General features: G+C 60.6%; 15 protein-coding genes and 1 pseudogene. 15 read left to right on the forward strand and 1 reads right to left on the reverse strand.

Annotation, left to right across the window (positions count from 1 at the left end; genetic code table 11):
* Window positions 1-4: 4 nt before the first annotated feature.
* The 15 genes and pseudogenes from RVM26_RS01130 (at window position 5) to RVM26_RS01200 (ending at window position 18,820) form a co-directional block, all read left to right on the forward strand.
* On the forward strand, window positions 5-3,151 hold the full coding sequence (locus tag RVM26_RS01130) for an efflux RND transporter permease subunit (RefSeq protein ID WP_498940292.1): 3,147 nt from the start codon (window positions 5-7) through the stop codon (window positions 3,149-3,151).
* 1 nt (window position 3,152) lies between these two features.
* Window positions 3,153-3,524, forward strand: a complete 372-nt coding sequence (locus tag RVM26_RS01135) for a copper-binding protein (protein ID WP_498940294.1) — start codon at window positions 3,153-3,155, stop codon at window positions 3,522-3,524.
* A 193-nt stretch (window positions 3,525-3,717) separates the two neighbouring features.
* Window positions 3,718-3,987, forward strand: a complete 270-nt coding sequence (locus RVM26_RS01140) for a heavy-metal-associated domain-containing protein (RefSeq protein ID WP_169956264.1) — start codon at window positions 3,718-3,720, stop codon at window positions 3,985-3,987.
* 32 nt (window positions 3,988-4,019) lie between these two features.
* Complete coding sequence (copC, locus tag RVM26_RS01145; RefSeq protein WP_498940296.1) at window positions 4,020-4,406, forward strand: copper resistance CopC family protein; 387 nt, start codon at window positions 4,020-4,022, stop codon at window positions 4,404-4,406.
* Window positions 4,407-4,421: 15 nt separating this feature from the next.
* The gene (gene copD / locus RVM26_RS01150) at window positions 4,422-5,366 is read left to right on the forward strand and encodes a CopD family protein (RefSeq protein WP_498940297.1); all 945 of its coding nucleotides are present in this window, start codon (window positions 4,422-4,424) and stop codon (window positions 5,364-5,366) included.
* 148 nt (window positions 5,367-5,514) lie between these two features.
* Window positions 5,515-6,529 (forward strand): IS630 family transposase gene (locus RVM26_RS01155; RefSeq protein ID WP_498940299.1). Its coding sequence is split into 2 segments (ribosomal slippage): window positions 5,515-5,901 and window positions 5,903-6,529, totalling 1,014 coding nucleotides; the frame shifts between segments, so codons are not numbered across the junction.
* Window positions 6,526-7,671 (forward strand): annotated as a pseudogene (locus RVM26_RS01160) (TRAP transporter large permease); the annotation flags it as partial. The gene RVM26_RS01155 and the pseudogene RVM26_RS01160, both read left to right, overlap by 4 nt.
* Before the next feature lie 463 nt (window positions 7,672-8,134).
* The gene (locus RVM26_RS01165; RefSeq protein ID WP_096921424.1) at window positions 8,135-9,115 is read left to right on the forward strand and encodes a TAXI family TRAP transporter solute-binding subunit; all 981 of its coding nucleotides are present in this window, start codon (window positions 8,135-8,137) and stop codon (window positions 9,113-9,115) included.
* Window positions 9,116-9,247: 132 nt separating this feature from the next.
* Complete coding sequence (locus RVM26_RS01170) at window positions 9,248-11,845, forward strand: TRAP transporter permease (protein WP_498940302.1); 2,598 nt, start codon at window positions 9,248-9,250, stop codon at window positions 11,843-11,845.
* Window positions 11,846-11,858: 13 nt separating this feature from the next.
* Entirely contained in the window at window positions 11,859-12,287 is a 429-nt protein-coding gene (locus tag RVM26_RS01175; RefSeq protein WP_039175450.1) for a universal stress protein, read from the forward strand.
* 285 nt (window positions 12,288-12,572) lie between these two features.
* The gene (locus tag RVM26_RS01180; RefSeq protein WP_498940303.1) at window positions 12,573-13,388 is read left to right on the forward strand and encodes a DUF2189 domain-containing protein; all 816 of its coding nucleotides are present in this window, start codon (window positions 12,573-12,575) and stop codon (window positions 13,386-13,388) included.
* 194 nt (window positions 13,389-13,582) lie between these two features.
* Window positions 13,583-14,089: a putative pterin-binding protein gene (locus tag RVM26_RS01185; RefSeq protein ID WP_498941693.1), complete on the forward strand. Its 507-nt coding sequence runs from the start codon at window positions 13,583-13,585 to the stop codon at window positions 14,087-14,089.
* Window positions 14,076-16,322 (forward strand): ATP-binding protein, encoded by a 2,247-nt coding sequence (locus RVM26_RS01190; protein ID WP_498940305.1) that lies wholly within the window; start codon window positions 14,076-14,078, stop codon window positions 16,320-16,322. Before RVM26_RS01185 ends, RVM26_RS01190 begins: the two co-directional genes overlap by 14 nt.
* A complete protein-coding gene (gene nosP, locus RVM26_RS01195; RefSeq protein ID WP_498940307.1) occupies window positions 16,279-17,460 on the forward strand; it encodes a nitric oxide-sensing protein NosP in 1,182 nt (393 codons plus the stop codon). Before RVM26_RS01190 ends, nosP begins: the two co-directional genes overlap by 44 nt.
* Window positions 17,438-18,820, forward strand: a complete 1,383-nt coding sequence (locus RVM26_RS01200) for a hybrid sensor histidine kinase/response regulator (RefSeq protein WP_218314385.1) — start codon at window positions 17,438-17,440, stop codon at window positions 18,818-18,820. The genes nosP and RVM26_RS01200 overlap by 23 nt, the downstream gene beginning before the upstream one ends.
* A gap of 11 nt (window positions 18,821-18,831) precedes the next feature.
* Here RVM26_RS01200 and RVM26_RS01205 read toward each other — a convergent pair whose 3' ends face one another.
* The gene (locus RVM26_RS01205) at window positions 18,832-19,551 is read right to left on the reverse strand and encodes a response regulator (protein ID WP_218314386.1); all 720 of its coding nucleotides are present in this window, start codon (window positions 19,549-19,551) and stop codon (window positions 18,832-18,834) included.
* Window positions 19,552-19,595 lie beyond the last annotated feature (44 nt).

Raw genomic sequence — 19,595 nt, forward strand, 5'->3', positions numbered from 1 at the left:
ATTCATGATCGAAAGGATCATCACGTGGTCGCTGCACAATCGCCTGCTTGTGCTCCTGGTAACGGCCATTTTCGTCGTCTGGGGGCTCTTCACCGGCAGGCAGATGCCGCTGGATGCCATTCCTGATCTCTCCGACGTTCAGGTGATCGTTCATACCAGCTATCCCGGCCAGGCCCCCCAGGTGGTGGAGGATCAGGTTACCTATCCCCTGTCGACGGCCATGCTGGCCGTACCCCAGGCGCGCGACGTGCGCGGGTTCTCCATGTTCGGCGACTCCTACGTCTACGTGCTGTTCGAGGATGGCACCGATCCCTACTGGGCACGCTCCCGCGTGCTCGAGTACCTGAGCCAGGTGGCGCCGCGGCTGCCAGCCGGCGCCACGCCGGCGCTGGGGCCGGACGCCACCGGTGTGGGCTGGGTCTACCAGTACGCCCTGGTGGACCGCAGCGGCGAGCTCGACCTGGCCGGCCTGCGCTCGCTGCAGGACTGGTTCCTGAAGTTCGAGCTGCAGTCCGTGACGGGCGTGTCCGAGGTCGCCACGGTGGGCGGCATGGTCAAGCAGTACCAGGTGGTGCTTGACCCGAATCGTGCGCGTGCCTATGGGCTGACCCTGTCCGGCATCCGCTCGGCCATCGAAGGCGCCAACCGCGAGGCAGGTGGTTCGGTCATCGAGATGGGCGAAGCGGAATACATGGTGCGCTCGCGTGGCTACCTCACCGGCATCGAGGAGCTACGCCTGGTGCCCGTTGGCCTCGGCGGCGACGGAACCCCCGTCTTGCTCGAGGACGTGGCCGAGATCCGCATCGGCCCTGCTGCCCGTCGCGGCATCGCGGAGCTGGATGGCGAGGGCGAGGTCGTAGGCGCCCTGGTGGTCATGCGCCATGGCGAGAACGCGCTGGCCACCATCGAGCGGGTCAAGGCACGTCTCGATGAGCTGCGACCGAGCCTGCCCGAAGGCGTCGAGATCGTGGAGACCTACGATCGCTCGGTGCTGATCCAGGAGTCGGTCGACAACCTGACGGTCAAGCTGCTGCAGGAATTCCTCATCATCGCACTGGTATGCATCGTCTTCCTGCTCCACTTCCGCTCGGCGCTGGTTGCGATCGTGGCACTACCGATCGGCATTCTGGCGGCACTCATGATCATGCAGGCCAAGGGCGTCAACGCCAATATCATGTCGCTGGGCGGCATTGCCGTGACCATCGGCGCCATGGTGGACGCCGCCATCGTCATGGTGGAAAACCTGCACAAGCGGCTCGAGAAGGCGCCCCCGGGCGAGGATCGCTGGCATACCGTGGCCGAGGCGGCCAAGGAGACCGGCCGGCCGATCTTCTTCGCGCTGTTGATTATCGTGGTCAGCTTCCTGCCCCTGTTCACTCTCCAGGGACAGGAGGGTCGGATGTTCCAACCGCTGGCCTTCACTGGTACCTATGCCATGGCGGCGGCCGCCGGACTGGGCATCACCCTGGTGCCGGTGCTCATGGGCTACCTGGTGCGTGGGCGCATACGCCCTGAGTCTGCCCATCCGCTGAGCCGCATGCTGATTGCCATATACCGCCCCGGGCTGGATGCCCTGCTGCGCTATCCCTGGGCCACCATTGCCGCAGCAGTGCTGATTGCCGCCAGCGTGGCCTATCCGGCGACCAAGCTGGGCAGTGAATTCATGCCCCAGCTGGATGAAGGCGATCTCATGTACATGCCCTCGCTGGAGCCCGGTGTCTCCATCGGCAAGGTGCGTGAATTCATGCAGCAGACCAATCGTCTGATCATGTCGGTACCGGAGGTGGATCGTGTCTTCGGCAAGGCGGGGCGTGCCGATACGGCCACCGATCCGGCCCCGATCGGCATGCTGGAGACCGTCATTCGCTTCAAGCCCCGCGATCAGTGGCGCGAGGGCATCACCAAGGCCGATATCATTCGCGAGCTCGACGAGGCGGTGAGCTTTCCCGGGGTGGCGAACGTCTGGGTGCCGCCGATCAAGACGCGCATCGACATGCTTTCGACCGGCATTCGCTCTCCCGTGGGCATCAAGGTGGCGGGTGCCGACCTGGCGGAAATCGAGCGCATCGGTCGCGAGATCGAACGCGTACTCCAGGACGTCCCTGGCACGGCCTCAGCCTATGCCGACCGCACCGCTGCCGGGCGCTATGTCGAAGTCGATATCGACCGGCGCGCTGCCGCGCGTCATGGCGTCAACGTCAGTGACCTGCAGGCCATCATTCAGACGGCGGTGGGTGGGATGAATGTCAGCGAAACCGTCGAGGGGCTGGAGCGCTATCCCATCAACCTGCGCTACCCCCAGGATTGGCGTGATTCGCTGGAGAGCCTGCGGGACCTGCCGGTCATCACCTCGACAGGAGCCTATCTCCCCCTGCAGGCACTGGCGAACGTGGGCATCGTCGACGGCCCGGCCATGATCCGCACCGAGAATGCACGCCTCAACGGCTGGGTCGTGGTCGACATTCGCGGACGCGATATCGGCTCCTACGTGGCCGAGGCGCGCCAGCGTGTGATGGATCAGGTCGCTCTGCCGGCCGGGTATTCGGTCACCTGGTCGGGCCAGTACGAATACATGGAACGGGCCAAGGAGCGCCTGCAGTGGGTGGTCCCGGTGACCATCGTGCTGATCTTCCTGCTGCTATACCTATGCTTCCGTAACGCTGCCGAGACTTTCATGCTCATGGGTTCGCTGCCATTCGCCGCCGTCGGTGGCGTGTGGCTGCTCTACTGGCTCACCTATGACGTCTCGGTGGCCGTGGCGGCGGGTTTCATCCTGTTGATAGGCCTGGCAGCAGAGTTCGCCGTGGTGATGCTGATGTATGTCCGCGGGGCAGTGGAGCAGCGGCGGCCCCGTACCCGAGGTGAACTGCGTGAAGCGATCATCGACGGCGCGGTCATGCGGGTACGTCCCAAGGCCATGACCTCGCTCACGGTGGTGCTGGGTCTGAGTCCGCTGCTGCTGGATTCCGGCCCAGGATCCGAGGCCATGCAGCGTATTGCCACGCCCGTGGTCGGCGGCATGATTTCTGCCCCCCTGGTATCGCTGCTGCTCATTCCCGTTCTTTATTGGCTATGGCAGCGACGACACTTCCCCGAGTCCGTCTCATCCGAGGCTGCGCTCAGCAACTCCAAAACCGAAGGAAACCTTTGATATGAAAAACAGTATGCTTCAGTTGGTGGTCGTGATGGGCGTTATGGTGGCGCTACCTGCGATGGCGACCAGCGATCATGGACACGGCAAGCATGCCGGTCATGGCGCCAAGACAGGACATGAGCATCAGGAAATGCGCACAGCCGAAGGCTTCGGTACCGTACAGTCGATCACGCAGGATGGCTATAGTGTCGTGCTGGCCCATGAACCCATCGCCGAGCTTCGCTGGCCGGCCATGACCATGGAGTTGGCTTTGGCCGATCCGACCTTGGCAGAGGGTATTGACGCCGAGGAACGTGTTCGCTTCGTGCTGCGCCAGACCGGCGAGACCGATTATGTCATTGTGTCGATCGAGCAGGTGAGGGCCCCGTAAGGCGGCCTTATCCTGGCGATAAACGCAGTGCCCTGGCGGCATCGTGGACGTGCTTCCCCGCAAGATCCCTACGATGTCCTGCTGATCCATGTCGATCGCAGCACCAGCGTCTATCAGGCATATCGCTGACCAGCGCGAATGAAACGGCTAATGGCTCGGGATCAATCTCGGGATCAATGAGGAGAATGCAGTCATGAACACAGTGGATCTCGACGTGCAAGGCATGAGTTGCGGCTCATGTATCGCGAAGGTCACCGATGCACTCAAAGAGTTGCCGGGAATCAATGGGGTGGAGGTACATCTGGCCACGGGCCGCGTTCGTGTCCGTGGCAACTTCGACCAAGGCAGCGATCCGCTGCTGTCGACATTGCAACAGGCCGGATATCCCGCGCGCCTGTCAGACAGCGACGTCCTGTCCAGCCAATCAGCGGGCGGCAATGGTCGCCGGGGTTGCTGCGGCTGATTTTCTCGAAAACTAGAAAAGGTGCAACGCACATGAACCGTATTTCTCAAATTCGCTCTCTGATTATCGGTACCAGCCTCGCAATCGGCCTGCTGATCACATCGGTTGCCCAGGCTCACATCTCCCTCGTCGAATCCACACCGGCGGCCGATGCCGTCGCCGCGACCCCGAAGCAGATCGATCTCGTCTTCAATGAACGGCTTGTACCCCGCGCCTCGCGCCTGGAGCTGAGCGCCATAAAGAACGGCGAAGTCACGGAGAAATTCGAGCATATCGACATTGAATTCATCAACGACGGCAAGACACTACGCGCCAAACTGCATCATCCTCTCGGAGCGGGCGTCTACCGCGTGCAGTGGCGCGCCGTCGGCGACGACAACCATCCGATGACCGGAGAATTCAGCTTCACTGTCGAATAAGCAGGTGCCCTCATCATGTTCAGCATGCTCGACTACGGGCTTCGGCTCGCGCAGTACCTGGACCTCATGCTGTTGTTCGGGTTACCGCTGTTCGCGTGGTACGGCCCGGCTGCGTTGACGGTCAGTGGTGATCGGTGCTCACTCCTGCCCAAGCGGGCCTTGAGCCTCGGGCTGCTGATCTGTGCGGTGCTGGGCCTGGCGCTGGTGAGTATCGAGATTGCGCGCAATACCGCGGGCATCATGGGCATCGCGGTTTCCGAGTTGGGCCGGGATGACCTGGCTTGGTATCTGTTCGACGTCCCCGCCGGCTTCGCCGGCTTGACGCGAGCACTCCTGCTGGTTGTGCTGATCGCTGTGCTCGGCTGGCGGTTGTGGCGTGGTGAACGCCCGTTCCCTGTCCGGCGAGTGACCGTGCTGGCCGGTGTGGCGCTGCTCAGCCTGGCCTGGAACGGACACGCTGCCGGGGGCGATGGTGTGAGCGGTGCAGTGCGGCTGGTGGCCGGTATCGCGCACCTGCTCGCCGCCGGCGGTTGGATCGGCGCCATAGCGGCTTTTCTGCTCCTGTTTCTGCGGCACGGCAAGCCCGCCAAGGGCCAAGGCTTGTATGTGCTGTGGCAGGCGCTGCACAGCTTTTCACGCCCAGGCACCGTTTTCGTCGGCGTCCTGGTGGTGACCGGCATCCTGCACTACGCGGATCTGACCGGCTGGTCCATCGCACCGCTGTTTCACAGCCTGCACGGCAACCTGATGCTGTTCAAGCTGGCACTGTTCGCTGCGATGCTGGGCCTGGCCGCCCTGCATCGCTGGTGGTTGGTACCCCGACTCGAACATGACATCCATTCCGGCGCCCCCTCGCACTCCGCGCAGCACCTGCGACTGAGTGTGATCATCGAGGCGACGATCGCTCTCCTCATCCTGGTAAGCGTAGCGGTACTCGGCACCCTAAGCCCTCATGGATGACAACGCTTGGACAACAACAGGTGGACAACCGCCAACCAGGAATTTCGTGCACGCCTTGCACGAGTAATGAGGGTGCCTCATGGAGCTAAGTGCCTAACCGAAAGTTTTCGTGCATAATGTATGTAGGATAACTGACACGGACGGAACCATGGCAAGGCGCTTCGTTGCACCTCTCACTGAGTCTGAGCAGCAGACGCTGTCCTCCGCCTATCACCATGGTGAGAAGCGCGCCCTACGTCGACGTGCGCATGCCATCTTGCTGAGCAATCAAGGTCATACCATCGCTCAGATCTGTGAGATATTGCAGGTCCGCCGCGATGCCGTATCTCGATGGCTCAAACAGTGGGAGGTAGCAGGGCTTGATGGGCTGATCGACAAGCCGCGCAGTGGCCGCACGCCGGCCTTGGATGACGACGACCACCATCGGCTGCAGGAACTTGTCGCCGAACAGCCCCACCAGCTCCGCTCCTTGCATGCCCGCTTTCAGGAAGAGACCGGGAAAAACATCAGCATGGTGACGCTCCGCAGGGCGCTGAAAAAAAAATAGGCTCAGCTTCAAGCGTATTCGGCATTCACTGAAGGCACGGCGCGACGAAACGGATTTCCGCAACACTCAAGGCCTTCTCAAGGTGCTTCAGGAGCGGGAAGACCTGGGTGAGCACGAGCTCTATTACTTCGATGAGTCGGGCTTTTCGCAGTCGTCACCGGTTCCATACGCGTGGAGTCCCATTGGGCAGCCCTTTGAGATGACCGCCTACTCCCATAGCCGAAGGTTGAACGTACTGGGGTTCCTCAGCCGAGCCGGGAAGCTGGTCTACCATACCTCCACGGAGCCGGTGACTACCGAGACAGTCATCGAAGCATTTGATCAATTTGTGGCCCAGAAAGATCCCGATACCTTCGCCATCGTGGTGCTCGACAATGCCAGCATGCATCGCTCCAAGGCCTTCAGAAGGAAGATTATGGAGTGGATGTCGCATCGTGTGCATCTGGTCTACCTATCGGCTTACTCGCCGGAGCTTAACCTGATAGAGATTCTGTGGCGGCAGATGAAGTACGCATGGCTACCGTTGAGTGCCTATCTCTCATTTGACCACCTCAGCAAGGAGGTCTGTCGCCTACTCGACGGCTACGGGTCTGAACGCACGATAAATTTTGAATAGCCACTTACCCGCTGATCGCCATTCCGCTGTTCATATTGACCGGGCTCATTTTTGAGCGGGCAGGGGTCGCGCTGCGTCTGGTGCGCTTTGCTCAGGCCTTGATTGGCCCGCGCCATGGCGGCCTGGCGCTGGTGGCCGTGCTGGTATGCATGATCATGGGCGGCATGAGCGGCTCGGGCCCGGCCGATGCTGCCGCCGTGGCCATGGTCATGCTGCCCAGCATGACCAAAGCGGGCTACCCGAAGCCGTTTTCTGCCACGCTGATTGCGGCCTCTGCGTCGACCGCGATTCTGATCCCGCCCTCGGTAGCGCTGATTCTTTACTCCATCGTCGTGCCGGGAGTGGACCTGCGGGCACTCTTTGCCGCTGGCCTTTTTCCAGGCGTGCTGGCCGGGTTGGCACTGCTGGTCCCCGCCATGCTGGTCGCCAAGCGCTACGGCTGGGAGGGCACCCCGGTGGAGGGAGCCGAGCAACTGACCGTGCGCGGCACCTTTCGTGACGCCTTGCCTGCCCTGTTTGCGCCGATCTTGATACTTGGTGGCCTGCGTTCAGGCTTGTTCACGCCTACCGAGGCCGCCGTCGTGGCCGTGGCCTACGGGGCGCTGGTGGGGCTGCTGCTGACCCGTGAGCTGACGCTGCGTGATTTATGGGAGCTGCTGGGCGAAGCCGCGATCATTTCGGGGGTGGTCATGCTGATCATTGCCCTGGCCGGTATCTTCGCCTGGGCAGGCACCATGCTGGGCACGTTCCGGCACATGGCCGAGTGGATCATCGGTTTGACGGATAACGGCGTCCTGCTGCTGATACTGGTGATGCTGGCCGTCCTGGTGGCGGGCATGCTGCTGGATGCGATCTCCATTTATCTGATCATGATGCCGATTCTGATTCCGGTAATGCAGCATTTCGAGTGGAACCCGGTATGGTTCGGCATTCTGCTGGCCATGAATATCGCCATTGGTCAGTTCACTCCGCCTGTGGCGGTCAACCTCATGGTGACCACCGAAGTCGCCAAGATTCGTCTGGAGCATACGATAGGCTGGGCCATGCTGTTCGTGCTGGCCATGGGCTGTGCGCTGGCACTGGTGGCCATTTTCCCGAGTATTGCCCTGTGGCTACCCCAGGTGCTGGGCTACAACGTTTGATGCATGGGTAATCGGGTCAGCCGGGTTGGGATACCCTATGCAAAAATGGTATGGCTGAGGGAGGCATGTTTAACGGTGACTAAACGTTACATATGCACAAACCCCGCTAAACTTATTCCTCAGTGGCGTCTCGTGGCAACGCGTAGCAGCCCAGCCTTCGAGGGAGGCACTCGCTGCAGGGTTGCCCTCGACATCCAGGGGGTGACTACTTGCGCGGCATGCTCAGCGGGTGCGTAGGGGCGGAAAAAACGTCTCCTGTAGCCGCAGCGGCAAGCATGAAATAGCGGCGAGCTTCGCCAAGTGGTTTTTTTTTCGCTAAAGTAGTCACCGTCGGCAGTAATTGCCGAGGTCGATAACAGACTGTCTTGACAACGTTTTGCAACCGTAGCACCTGAAGGGAACCGTTCTGCAGGTGGTTGCAAGGCGCATAACGCTCACAACATCAAGATAAAGAGGTGTATTCATGAAACGCCATGTATTTTCTACTGCGGCCTTCTCGGGCGCGTTCATTGCTGCGGCTTCCTTCGCTTCTCCGGCGGTAGCTCAGGATCGCTACATCACCATCGGTACCGGTGGCCAAACGGGCGTTTACTACGTCGTCGGTCAGTCGGTGTGCCGTATGGTCAACCGTGGCAGCGATGAGCACAACATTCGTTGTAACGCACCGTCCACCGGCGGCTCCGTTGCCAACGTCAACGGCATGAAGAGCGGCGAGCTGGACATGGGCGTTGTCCAGTCGGACGTTCAGTACCGTGCTTACAACGGTGAAGCCAACTTCGAAGAAGAAGGCGCGTGGGAAGACATGCGTGCGCTCTTCACCATGCATGGCGAGCCGCTGACCGTGGTTGCCCGTGCCGACTCCGGCATTCAAAGCATCACCGACTTCCCCGGCAAGCGCGTCAACATCGGTAACCCCGGTTCAGGCCAGCGCAATACCATGGACGTGGTGATGGATGCGTTTGGCTGGGACGAGAGCACCTTCGCTCTGGCCTCGCAGCTGGACGCTGCCGAGCAGGCGGCTGCACTGTCTGACAACAACATCGATGCCATGGTGTACGTGGTAGGCCACCCGAACGGCTCTATCCAAGAAGCGACCACCACCATTGATGCGCGTCTGGTCTCTGTGACTGGCGAAGAGATCGACGGTCTGATCGAAGAGTACCCCTACTACACGCGTTCTGTGATTCCGGGTGGCCTTTACCGTGGTAACGACGAAGATGTCGAAACTTTCGGTGTGGCGGCAACCTTCGTTTCTTCCACCGCTGTTGATGAAGACATTGTTTACGAAACGGTGAAAGCAGTATTCGAGAACTTCGATCGCTTCAAGCGCCTGCACCCGGCATTCGAAAACCTGAACGAAGAAGACATGATCTCCGACGGTCTGACGGCGCCGCTGCACGATGGCGCAGCACGTTACTACCGTGAGCGTGGCTGGATCGAATAAGTCTTGAAAAGCGATGCTGCTGGCTAAGGTGAGCAGCCTCGCGATGAGTGATAAAGCGCGGGCACCTTGGGTGTCCGCGCTTCTTGTTGAAAGTACTGATTCACAGTGCTGACCATTAGGCAGGGCAAGCGTATGCGTGATGACAAACAACCTTCGGCAGCCGCGGAAAGCGACCTGGAGGATATGGTCGCTTCCAGCGATACAGGGGCAAGGAAGCCCCTGGGCGTGCCGGGTAAGCTGCTGGTAAGTATTGCAGCTGCCTGGTCGCTATTTCAGCTATGGATTGCATCGCCACTTCCTTTCATGCTCGGGTTCGGCGTTTTCAACTCTACGGAAGCGCGCTCCATTCACCTGGCATTTGCGCTGTTTCTGGCCTTCATGGCCTATCCTGCGTTCAAGCGCTCGCCGCGTGATCGCGTGCCGCTGCTGGATTGGGGATTGGCTGCGGTTGCCGCCTTCTGCGGCGCCTATCTGTTTCTGTTCTTTGGCGATTTGGCTCAGCGTCCGGGCAGGCCCATCACCCAGGACGTGGTGGTCGGCGTCGTCGGCATTGTGCTGCTGCTGGAAGCCGCCCGCCGTGCGTTAGGGCCACCGCTGATGATCGTGGCCGGGGTGTTTATCGCCTACTCCCTGTTTGGGCCTTATATGCCGGGTATTCTGGCGCATCGCGGAGTCAGCCTGAACGGTTTGATCAACCACCAGTGGCTGGGCACGCAAGGGGTGTTCGGCATTGCAGTCGGCGTCTCTACCAGCTTCGTTTTTCTGTTCGTACTGTTTGGCGCCTTGCTGGATAAGGCAGGGGCCGGTAACTATTTCATCAAAGTGGCCTTCTCGATGCTGGGGCACTTCAAGGGCGGTCCGGCCAAGGCAGCGGTGGTGGCCTCGGGCATGACGGGACTGATTTCGGGCTCTTCGATTGCCAATACGGTCACCACCGGTACCTTTACCATCCCCATGATGAAACGCGTTGGCTTCAGCTCGGAGAAAGCGGGCGCGGTGGAAGTCGCTTCTTCGGTGAATGGCCAGATCATGCCGCCGGTCATGGGGGCTGCCGCCTTCCTGATGGTGGAGTATGTCGGCATTCCCTATGTGGAAGTCATCAAGCATGCGTTCCTGCCGGCCATCATTTCCTACATTGCGTTGATCTATATCGTCCACCTCGAGGCACTGAAGGCGAACATGACCGGTCTGCCGTCCAGCAACCCGGCACGCCCGTTGATCAACAAGGTGCTGGGCTTCCTGACCGGTCTGATTCTGATCATGGCTCTCTCGTTTGCGGTCTATTATGGCCTGGGGTGGCTGAAACCGCTGTTGGGTGATGCGACTCCCTGGGTCGTCGCGGTGCTGCTGGCAGTGGCCTACGTGGGCCTGCTGAAAATCGGGGCGGGCTACCCTGAGCTGGAGATGGACGACCCCAACTCCAAGGTCGTCACGCTGCCTCAGACGCGTCCCACGGTCATGGTCGGGCTGCACTACATCCTGCCGGTCGTGGTGCTGGTCTGGTGCTTGATGGTCGAACGGCTCTCGCCGGGGCTGTCTGCCTTCTGGGCAACCGTGTTCATGATCTTCATCATGGTTACCCAGCGGCCAATCACCGCTCTGTTCCGTGGCCGTAGCAAAATGGCCGCCGACATCAAGGAGGGTTTCCTTGACCTCTGGGATGGTCTGGTAGCCGGTGCTCGCAACATGATTGGGATCGGTATCGCCACGGCCACCGCCGGGATCGTGGTGGGTGCGGTATCCCAGACTGGCGTAGGCCTGGTGCTGGCCGACGTGGTCGAAGTGCTGTCGGGCGGCAATCTGATGATGATTCTGCTGCTGACGGCGCTGCTGAGCCTGATTCTGGGTATGGGGCTGCCGACCACTGCCAACTACATCGTGGTGTCGGCGCTGATGGCCCCCGTCATCGTCCTGTTGGGCCAGCAGAACGGCTTGATCGTGCCGCTGATTGCCGTGCACCTGTTCGTGTTCTACTTCGGTATCATGGCCGACGTGACGCCCCCGGTGGGCCTGGCGTCGTTTGCGGCGGCTGCGGTGTCGGGGGGCGATCCTCTGCGGACGGGCTTCCAGGCGTTCTATTACAGCCTGCGCACGGCGGCCCTGCCGTTCCTGTTCATCTTCAATACCGACCTGCTGCTGATCGACGTTTCGTTCCTGCAGGGGATCGTGGTGTTCATCATCGCGACCATTGCCATGTTGATCTTCGCGGCGGGAACCCAAGGCTACATGCTGGTTCGCAGCCGCTGGTACGAGTCGCTGCTGCTGCTACTGGTTGCCTTTACCCTGTTCCGCCCCGGTTATTGGATGGACCGCATCCATGATCCGTACGAGTCGGTGCCGCCAGCACAGTTTGCAGAAGCACTTGGGCAAGTCGAAGATGGCAGTAACCTGCGCGTGCAAATCGCGGGAGAAGACAACTTCGGCGACCCCATGACCACGTATATTCTGGTGCCTGTACCGCGTGGCGATTCCGCTGAAGAACGCATGGAGCGTCTGGGCATGGAGCTGTGGGTAGACGGTGATCAGGCCACGGTCGACTTCGTGCAGTTCGGCGGCCTGGCGCAGGATCTGGGCTTCGATTTCGATCAGGAAATCATCGAAGTGCTGGCGCCCGTCGACCGCTGGGCAAAAGAGTGGATGTGGATTCCCGGGTTCGTCCTCTTTGCCTTTGTCGTCATGCTGCAGCGCCGTCGTCGCGAGAAAGAGCGTGCGGCCATGGCCAACACCTGAGGAGACCACGATCATGTATCAGAAGATCCTGCTGCCGGTGGACCTGAACGAAGAAGCGTCATGGAAGAAGGCGCTGCCCACGGCAGTGACATTGTGCCAGACCTTTGGAGCATCGCTACATATCGTGACGGTACTGCCAGAGTTCAAGATGCCCATGGTGGGGGCCTACTTTCCGAAAAATTTCTCGGAAAAAGCCCACTCTGCCATCAAGGAGGCGCAGCATACGTTCATCAAGGAGCAGGTGCCTGAAGGGATCAAGACCCAAAGCGTGATCGTTGATGGCTCGCCCTGGGAGGCCATCATCAAGGTCGGCAAGAAAATCGATGCCGACCTGATCGTGATGGCCTCGCATACCAAGCGCAAGTTCGTCGATTATGTGCTGGGCCCCAACGCCGAGCACGTCGTGCATCATGCCAAAGTGTCGGTCATGATCGTGCGCTAACTGCTCGCTTCGAAAGTACCCAAGCAACGCGCCAGGCATCTAGCCTGGCGCGTTTTTTTGCATATTACCCAGCGCTAATGCATCGAATTATTCGTTGGTAATGGACCCTCTTGAGGATTTTTTGTACGTGACTCCATGAAAGCGCTTTGCCTGGAAACAACTCAACTACATTAAAAGAGCATTAAGCCATTAACGTGGAATTAATGGTGTCATCACACAGGGGAAGCATTTGCCTGAGTGTTTGGTGCGACAACGCCATCTGGGGTAAATCACGGGAGTTACGCCATGAATGTAACAACAAAAACACAGCCAGTGGCAGGTGTGCCCAACGTCAAGATCACTATCAACAAGGTAGGCATGGACAGGCCAAGAGCCTGGCTGGCCGCTGGCGTAGAAGATTTTCGTCGCGCGTCCGCCATCAGTCTGGCGTACGGACTGTTCTGGGTGGGCTTGAGTATTGCCATTACGGCTGGGGCCTTCACGCTGGGTTACTGGTACTGGCTGCTGCCCATGATTGCCGGGTTCATGTTCGTGGGGCCGTTAGTGGCCGTTGGGTCTTACGGTATCAGCCGTGCCCTTGAGCAGGGGCGCGCGCCCAACCTGGGCGATGCGTTTGGCAGTTGGAAGCCCCATGCGGGTCAGTTGGCCATGATGGGCGTGATGATGATGATTTTCTTCCTCGCCTGGATTCGCTTGGCCACACTGCTGTTCGCGCTATTCTTCGGTTTTGAAGTGCCGAGCCCCGCTACGCTGTATACCGCGCTGCTCACTACGCCCGAGGGGTTGGGAATGTTGGCCGTTGGCACAGTGGCAGGAGGAGTGCTTGCCTTTGGCGCGTTTGCGATCAGCGTGGTGGCCATTCCGACGCTGATGGATCAAGACCTGACCTTCATGGAAGGCATCGAAGCCAGCGTGCGCTGCGTGGCACGCAATTTCCGCCCGATGTTGCTGTGGGCCGCCATCCTGACTGGTTGTGTGCTGGTGGGTGTCATGACGTTCTATATCGGCTTGGCGCTGATTCTGCCCGTGCTTGGGCATGCCAGCTGGCACGCCTACGAAGAGCTGGTGCGCTTTGAGCCCATCGAGCAGCTGAAGACCTGATGATACGTTGATGCAATGTCACCTCGGTAGGAGGATGTCATTCGCGACGGGCCAGAAACATCGTAATTAGCCTGACCTGTGAATCGAGATGGCGTACCCTAGGCGCCATCTCTTTTTATTTTATTCCTGTCGCAAGGCTTGATTCGCGTGGTGCGCTCAGGGCAATACGATACGAGGGCATAGTAGTGAAAGCGATGTTATTGGGGTGGATCATGCTGGCGTTCAGCATTCCTCATGCAGTGCTGGCAGAGACGACAAAACCGCTGGAAGCGCCTGAAGGGCCTGTCATTCTCACGGTCGACGGTGGCATCGGAGCCACCAACGCAGAGCATGAGGCACAATTCGACCATGAGATGCTGCTGGCGTTGCCGCAGCACTCGTTTACCACGGGGACACCGTGGACAGAAGGCAAAAGCCACTACCGTGGGCCGTTGATGCGCACGCTGCTGGAGTTCCTGGAGAGCGAGGGAGATACCGTCAACGTTGCCGCGCTGAATGGTTACGAGGCGGAAATCCCGATCAGTGACTTTTACGACTACGATGTCATTCTCGCGCTGGAGCGCGATGATCAAGCCATCCCGATTCGTGAGTATGGCCCGCTATGGGTGCTTTACCCTTTCGATCATGACGAAGCACTGCTGAGCGAGCGCATGCGCTTCAGGGCAGTCTGGCAGGCAATGCATATCAATGTCCGCCAGTGAGTCTACGCCTCGGGCACCTCGCTTGCTGCGTTACCCTCGGCGTCTCAAGCTGCTGGCCATCATCACGGTGCTGCTGTTTGCCGCCGCACTGGTGGTGGCAGGGCTCTCCGCATGGCGCCAAGACAACCTGACCCAGAGCTTGCGTGAAGATACGGCCTGGGTGGTCTATAAACTCGATCGCGATGCCGTTCAGCTATTGAATCATCTGCTGGCAGAAACGCGTACTTCGCTCTCTCCCACCGCTCAAGACGCGCTCAACCTGAGGTTCGAGCTGCTCTACAGCCGCATCACGCTGCTGCGAGAAGGCGAGGTGAGTTCGCTATTGCAGAGTATCAGTGCGGCGAGGGAGCTATTGGCGTCGATTCAACAACAACTGGATCGGCTTGACCCCATGTTCGAGCCCTATGCCGTGCTGACCCCACTGCCCATCACGGAACTGGAAACAGAGCTGCAGGCCCTCACTCGCCTGACCGAACGTTTCGTGATTGCGATCAATGGCTATCTCGCCGAATCGGCAACAGAAGAGCGCGCCTTGTTGAGCGCGCTGTACAAGCTGCTCATTACGCTGCTGTTCGGAATGAGCGTGGCCGTCTTGCTGGTCATTGCGTTTTTGGTGCGTGAAATGCGGGAAAGCGCGGCCGCGCGCCGTGAACAGGAGCAGCTGGGCAAACAGCTTCAGGTGACCGCTCGCCAGGCGCAAGCGGCCAACCATGCCAAATCCGATTTCCTGGCCATGGTCAGCCATGAAATTCGTACGCCTCTGAACGGCGTGATCGGGATGAGCGAACTGCTGCGTGAGCCTGCCAGCCCTGCTCAGGTAGAAGATTACGCCCGAACGATCCACGAGAGCGCCAATCAGCTGCTGGCCATGATCAACGAGATTCTCGACTTCTCCAAGATCGAGGCAGGTCATTTGACGTTGGAAACGATCCCCACGGCGCTCCCCCCCTTGGTGGAAGGCGTCATGGCACTGTTCGAACCCAGGGCTCAGGCCAAGGGCGTGCAGCTCTCGCTGTATATCGATGCGCTGGTGCCCGCCTGGGTCATGATCGATGCTGGTCGGCTGCGCCAGATTCTGCTCAATCTGATCGCCAACGCCATCAAGTTCACCGATCATGGCAGCGTCACCATCCGCGTCAGTTCTACCGTCAACGTACTGGTATTTGAAATCCGCGATACCGGGTGCGGCATCCACCCTGAACAGCAGGCATCCTTGTTCGAACCCTTTCAGCAGGCCGACGAGAGCGTCGCCAGGCGCTACGGGGGTACCGGGCTGGGGCTGGCGATTTGCAAGCGCTTGTGCGAAGCCATGCAGGGCCGCATGGGAGTGAACAGCGAGCCTGGTCAGGGCAGTACGTTCTGGTGTGAGCTGCCTTTGGTCGAAGCAAGCCCGATCGATGCTCCCTTGCCCGTCGTTCCTTCCAAGGATTTTGCGGGGTTCTCGCTACTGCTGGTGGAAGATAATGCCGTCAATCGGAAAGTGGCCGTGGGCTTGCTCTCGCGACTGGGGTGTGAAGTGGTGTGTGCCGAAAATGGTCATGAAGCGCTGAACATGGTCAAGCGTCAGCCAGTACACCTGGTGTTCATGGATATCCAGCTGCCCGATATGAGCGGCATCGAGGTCACGCGTCGACTGCGCCAACAGGCAGGCTGGTGTCAGCAGGTGCCCATCATCGCCATGACCGCGGGCGGTGCAGACGATGACCGTCAGCGCTGTCTGGCCGCCGGGATGAACGATTACATCACCAAGCCGCTATCGCTGCTGGCATTGAGCAATGTGCTGGCACTGCACCTGACCGAACAGCACGGGCAGCTTCTACCCAGCATGCCTGAGACACGGGAAGAGCATGATGACGCGTGCCTGTTGGACGAGACCGCACTGCAAACGCTGTTGGCCTCGTTGGGTAGCGAGAGTGTGACCCAACTGATCGTGCTTTATCACCAGCAAGTCAGCGACTATACCGCGCAGCTAGCCGGCTACTTCTCCCGTGAAGGGCACGTGGGCAGCGAACAGGCACTGCAAGTGAAGCGGCTAGCGCACCAGCTGCGCGGCGAGTCGTTGAGCATCGGAGCCGAGCGGTTGGCTGCCGAGGCCAAGCGCCTGGAGCTGATGGCCGATATGCCTGCGCCCGAAGGTGAGCAACTGATGCGTGCATTCAGCAGCGTACGCCACTGCGCAGGTCGTACTCATGCAGCGCTGGAGAAATGGCGTCGTGACCATCAACTCTACTGACAGCGGTATTCGTACGGCTGCAAGTCGCCATGCCGACCCCGCTCAGGCGGCCGCAGAGCTGGCTTCCCAACTGCACCACCCCAATGCGGGATTTTTGCTGTTCTTTTGCAGCGCGGGGTACCCATTGGAGGCATTGGCAACGGCGCTTGGTGAGGCCTTTGGTGAGCTGCCCATCTGCGGTTGTACCACGGCAGGTGAGCTGACTCCGCAAGGTTACGAGCGAGGGTCCATTGTCGCCATATGTCTCGATCAGCGGTTTTTCGCCGTCGAAACGGCATTGATCGACGATCTCGAAGGTTTTGATCTCGCCGTGGCTCAGTCACTGGTCGACACCTTGCTGGATCATTGTCGGCAGCAGGCGGTGGCGCCCGTCAATGAACACAGCTTTGCGCTCACGCTGCTGGATGGCTTGTCGAGCCGAGAAGAGCAGGTGCTGGCCACGCTGGATGCCGCGCTGGGGCGCATTCCCAGCTTCGGAGGCTCGGCCGGTGACGACAATCACTTGTCCCATACCCATGTCTACGCGAATGGCCGCTTTCACACCCAGGCTGCCGTGGTGGTGATGATCAATACTCAGCTGCCGTTCGAGGTGTTTTCCACGCATCATTTGCGACCCTTGGCGCACAAGCTGGTGGTGACGGCGGTCGACCATGAGCAGCGGCGGGTACATGAGCTGAATGGGTTGCCCGCGGCCCAGCTCTATGCCGAACTGGTAGGGCGTCCGGTGGCGGCACTGGACCCCGTGGTGTTTGCCCAGCACCCGCTGGCCGTGCGATTGGGAGGCCAGCACTACATTCGCTCCATCCAGCGCGTCAATGACGACGACAGCCTGAGCTTTTACTGTGCCGTTGAAAACGGCATCGTCCTCACCGCCATGCAGCCGGCCCCCTTGTTGGAGAACCTGGCGACCATGCTGGCACGTGTGGAAGCTCGCCTGGGGGCGCCAGTGGCTATCCTTGGCTGTGACTGCTTTTTGCGGCGCATGGCGCTCGAGTCGTTGGGGCAGCTGGCTCAGGCCTCGACGCTGCTGCGCCATGCCAACGTGGTCGGTTTCAATACCTACGGTGAGCAGCATCATGGCATGCACGTCAATCAGACCTTTACGGGGGTGGCCTTTGGCGCTCTTCCAGCCGCCTGAGCAACACGGTGAACAGCCGACTCTGGCAACGCTGCAGGAGGAAAATCGCCGTTTGCGCAAAGTATGCCAGGCGTTGATGGCGCGCGTGGAGTCAGGCGGCAGCCCCAGTGGCGCCCCGTATGCCGCGTTCGAGCGCTCGGTACTGCTGTCCGAGCAGGTGCGTGAGCGCACCGATGCCCTGCACCGTGCGCTGGACGAACTGGGGCGCGTGAATGCTCGGCTGTTGGCGGCCAATGCCCAGGCCGAAGCTGCCAACCTCTCCAAGACCCGCTTTCTGGCGGCGGTCAGCCATGACTTGCTGCAGCCCTTGAACGCCGCGCGGCTGTTTGCCAGTGCGCTGGAATCTCACACCCTGCCCGATGCCTCGCAGGCGTTGGTGGGGCATATCGGCCGCTCCTTGAAGGATGTCGAAGGCTTGCTGGGCACGCTGGTGGACATTTCACGGCTGGACGCCGGGGTGCTCCACGCCGACAAGGCACCCTTTGCCGTGAGTACCCTGCTGGATGCGCTGGCCGAGGAGTATCGTCAGGTGGCTGCCGTGCGCGGCTTGTCGTTTCACTACGTGGCGTCTCGGGCCTGGGTGGACTCGGATCTGGCGCTGCTGGCGCGAGTGGTGCGCAACTTCCTGAGTAACGCCGTGCGCTACACCGAACAGGGGCACCTGTTGTTGGGATGTCGGCGGCGAACCAACGGGCTCGAGATCATGGTGGGAGATACGGGCACCGGTATTCCTGAAGCGCAGCGGCAGGCGATCTTTCTCGAATTTCGGCGTGCCAGCCAGCCTCAGGGAGACCACAGCCGCGGGCTTGGGCTGGGCCTGGCCATCGTCGACCGTATCAGCGCCATGCTGGAGCACCCGATTGCGCTTACGTCGCGCCCCGGGCGCGGCTCCCTGTTCTCCGTTCTCGTGCCCTATGCGGGATCGGCCGGTGCCGCGTCTGCAAGTGGTGTGGGCGCTGGTTGGTGGCACGAAGACCCTCTACAGGGCTGCGTGGTGTGGGTGGTGGATGATGACCCGGACATCCTCGCGGGCATGCAGGCACTGCTCGGCGGTTGGGGTTGCCGCGTGCGTGCTGCCGCCACGGTGAGTGCGCTGGAGGCGGCCAGTGACGGGGAGCGACCTGCGGTTCTGCTGGTGGATTATCACCTGGGTGAGCATCGTGAGAATGGTATCGATCTGGCCGCGCGACTGCGGCGGCGTTACCCCGGCCTGGCGACCGTCGTCATTACCGCCAACCACGAAGCTGCGGTCAAGCGCGCCTCTCGGGAAGCAGGCCTGCACTACTTGCTGAAGCCTCTGAAGCCCCTGCGGCTCAAGATGCTGCTGGGAACGCTACTGGAGAACCATCCGCCAGGATAGGGCGCGTTGGCTCAAGGGGAGGGCTTGCCCGGCAGACCGGCAGTGCGCTGGGCAATATGGCTGCTCAGATCCTCTTCGCTGGCCAGCACGATGGCATGCACACGGCTGGACGCGCCCAGTTTGCGCAGGATGGCGGAAACATGGGTCTTGACGGTGGTTTCGGCAATCGTCAGTTCCCGCGCGATCTGCTTGTTCGACATCCCCTGGCTCATGCAGCTCAATACATCCAACTGCTTGTCGGTCAAGCGCGGTAGGCGCCCGGGTCGTTCGACGTCCTGGAGGGCGGTCGACGAGGAGACACTGGCCGCGACAGGGGCGCGCTGGGCAGGAGGGCGGCGCATGATATCGGCAGGCAGATACAGCTGGCCCTGGAGTATCTGCTCCAGCGCCGACAATAGCTGCTCGCCAGGGGTGGACTTGGGGATATAGCCCACCGCGCCCTGGGTGATGGCATCCAGCACCAGTTGGCGCTCCTGATGCGCCGAGACAATGGCCACCGGCAGCCAGGGAAAGGCGCTGCGCAACGTTTTCAACCCTTCCAGGCCGTCGGCATCCGGCAGGCTCAAATCCAGTAGCAGCAAGTCCAGCGTGTCGTGTGCCTCGATATGCGCCATGGCTGCCGCCAGGCTGTCAGCCTCCAACAGCTGCGTGTCGGCCAGCCCGCCGCGGATGACCGCTTGAAGCGCGTCGCGAAACAGCGGGTGGTCATCGGCCACTAGTAGCGAATACATAGCATCTCCTACCAAGGAATGAGGGTGCATCCTGCCATTGGGCG

The organism is Halomonas sp. KM072 (assembly GCF_050710315.1).
Taxonomy (GTDB): Bacteria; Pseudomonadota; Gammaproteobacteria; order Pseudomonadales; family Halomonadaceae; genus Vreelandella; species Vreelandella hamiltonii.

What these genes read in the sequence shown, in the direction of transcription:
- RVM26_RS01190 (WP_498940305.1), top strand. Translation starts at nt 14,076, where the DNA reads ATGTCCGCCAGTGAGTCTACGCCTCGGGCACCTCGCTTGCTGCGTTAC.
- nosP (WP_498940307.1), top strand. Translation starts at nt 16,279, where the DNA reads ATGCAGCGCTGGAGAAATGGCGTCGTGACCATCAACTCTACTGACAGC.
- RVM26_RS01205 (WP_218314386.1), bottom strand. Translation starts at nt 19,551, where the DNA reads ATGTATTCGCTACTAGTGGCCGATGACCACCCGCTGTTTCGCGACGCG.
- RVM26_RS01185 (WP_498941693.1), top strand. Translation starts at nt 13,583, where the DNA reads ATGTTATTGGGGTGGATCATGCTGGCGTTCAGCATTCCTCATGCAGTG.
- RVM26_RS01180 (WP_498940303.1), top strand. Translation starts at nt 12,573, where the DNA reads ATGAATGTAACAACAAAAACACAGCCAGTGGCAGGTGTGCCCAACGTC.
- RVM26_RS01135 (WP_498940294.1), top strand. Translation starts at nt 3,153, where the DNA reads ATGAAAAACAGTATGCTTCAGTTGGTGGTCGTGATGGGCGTTATGGTG.
- copC (WP_498940296.1), top strand. Translation starts at nt 4,020, where the DNA reads ATGAACCGTATTTCTCAAATTCGCTCTCTGATTATCGGTACCAGCCTC.
- RVM26_RS01140 (WP_169956264.1), top strand. Translation starts at nt 3,718, where the DNA reads ATGAACACAGTGGATCTCGACGTGCAAGGCATGAGTTGCGGCTCATGT.
- copD (WP_498940297.1), top strand. Translation starts at nt 4,422, where the DNA reads ATGTTCAGCATGCTCGACTACGGGCTTCGGCTCGCGCAGTACCTGGAC.
- RVM26_RS01130 (WP_498940292.1), top strand. Translation starts at nt 5, where the DNA reads ATGATCGAAAGGATCATCACGTGGTCGCTGCACAATCGCCTGCTTGTG.
- RVM26_RS01170 (WP_498940302.1), top strand. Translation starts at nt 9,248, where the DNA reads ATGCGTGATGACAAACAACCTTCGGCAGCCGCGGAAAGCGACCTGGAG.
- RVM26_RS01175 (WP_039175450.1), top strand. Translation starts at nt 11,859, where the DNA reads ATGTATCAGAAGATCCTGCTGCCGGTGGACCTGAACGAAGAAGCGTCA.
- RVM26_RS01165 (WP_096921424.1), top strand. Translation starts at nt 8,135, where the DNA reads ATGAAACGCCATGTATTTTCTACTGCGGCCTTCTCGGGCGCGTTCATT.